This window comes from Massilia sp. CT11-108 (assembly GCF_047302915.1).
Lineage (GTDB): Bacteria > Pseudomonadota > Gammaproteobacteria > Burkholderiales > Burkholderiaceae_D > Telluria > Telluria orientalis.
The window spans coordinates 1-1,405 of record NZ_JBKYMO010000887.1 but is presented as its reverse complement, the minus strand read 5'-3'; the positions used below and the strand labels follow the sequence as shown (position 1 = coordinate 1,405).

2 protein-coding genes are annotated in these 1,405 nt (G+C 68.6%); both read right to left on the bottom strand.

Annotated features, from left to right (window positions below; genetic code table 11):
* Positions 1-155: 155 nt before the first annotated feature.
* Positions 156-722 carry a hypothetical protein gene (locus ACEN88_RS31695; RefSeq protein ID WP_413346129.1) on the bottom strand — a complete coding sequence of 189 codons (567 nt, stop codon included), beginning with the start codon at positions 720-722 and terminating at the stop codon, positions 156-158.
* Positions 723-855: 133 nt separating this feature from the next.
* A complete protein-coding gene (locus tag ACEN88_RS31690) occupies positions 856-1,074 on the bottom strand; it encodes a hypothetical protein (RefSeq protein ID WP_413346128.1) in 219 nt (72 codons plus the stop codon).
* Positions 1,075-1,405: the final 331 nt, after the last annotated feature.

The following is a 1,405-nucleotide window of genomic DNA, read 5'->3' as shown; positions in this document are numbered from 1 at the left end:
GCGCAGCGCCTGGTCGGCGGGCAGCCCTTCGGCCAGCGCCAGGCGGCGGCTGGCCGCGCGCTCGGCCTTGTAGGCGATCCGGTCCAGGTCGGGAAGGTCATTCATGCCGAGAGGATACTACAAAGAAAAACAGCGCCGGGGCGCTGTTTTCAGGATTAGCGCCGGTAGGGATTGTCCGGCCTGCGATCCCGGCGGTTCGGCACACCGTCGCCGTCGCGGTCGCGGTCGTAGCGGTTCGGCACGCCGTCGCGGTCTTCGTCCCAGCGGCGGCCGTTGCGCTCGTAGCGGTCGGGGATGCCGTCGCGGTCGCGGTCCCGATAGCCCGGCCGGTCGTTGTAGTACGAACCCCGGTCGTAGCCGCGGTCGTAGCGGCGTTCGAAGCGGTCGGGCACGCCGTCGCGGTCGCGGTCGGGGCCGTATGGCGTCCACGCGGCAGGCTGCATGTACCAGCCGCCATTGCCCTGGTACCAGGCCGGCGCGCGGTAGACATAGCCGGGACGCTCGGCGACCCAGTAGCCCGGTGCCCACGTATGGCGGTGGCCGGACCACTCCCAGTGGCCGGGTGCCCACACATAACCGTGGCGCGGCGCGGGGACGCGTTCGTACAACGGGGCCGGCGGGGCCGTGCTGATGGTCAGGCTGACATTGCTGTAAGCCATGGAAGGAAGCGGTGCGGCGGCGGCGCCGATGGCGATCAGGGCGGCAAGTGCGAGGCGTTTCATGTTGGTCTCCAATCCGGACTTCGGATGTGACCAATATAGCGCGGTGGGCGGAGCGATTCAGCGGTTGAAGCAGACTCTTACATCTGAAACAGATTGTGTGCGGGGACGGCGCTGACCGTCCCCGCGGCGAACATCATGCGCGGCTCCGCACGCGTTCCAGCGCCAGCATCTGTTGCTTCTCGACCGGCGTCAGGCGCTTGGCGGTGACGTGCACGACGGGGATGCCGGCGGTGGTCGCGAGAACGGGTGCGGTCGCCTGTGCGGGCTTGGCGCTGTCGAGTGCCATGCTGCCGGCGGCGGCCAAGCTCAGGGCGACGATGAAGGCGGCTTCCATGTGCTTGATGACGTTCATGATGCTCTCCTCGGGGTTGGATGCGGGGTCGGGTGATTAAGCGTTTCTCGATGTGTGTACTGTAGCCACAAGGGTTCCCGGTCTCCACCCGCGTGCGACGAACCGCACGAAACGCAGGACGAAGCGCAGATAAGCGGGACCGGCTTTCATCGTCCCCCGGCTAGGCGCACGCGAACACAACGAGGGAGAACCCAGCGATGATCGGAACGCTCGTCGAGGCCGTCGCGGCCAACCGGACGCGCTTGCGGCGTGCGCGCAACCTGCGCGCGGGCACGCGCACGCACGTGGCCGCCCAGCCGCGCGCACGCGGGCCCGTGCCGCTACGCTGGCT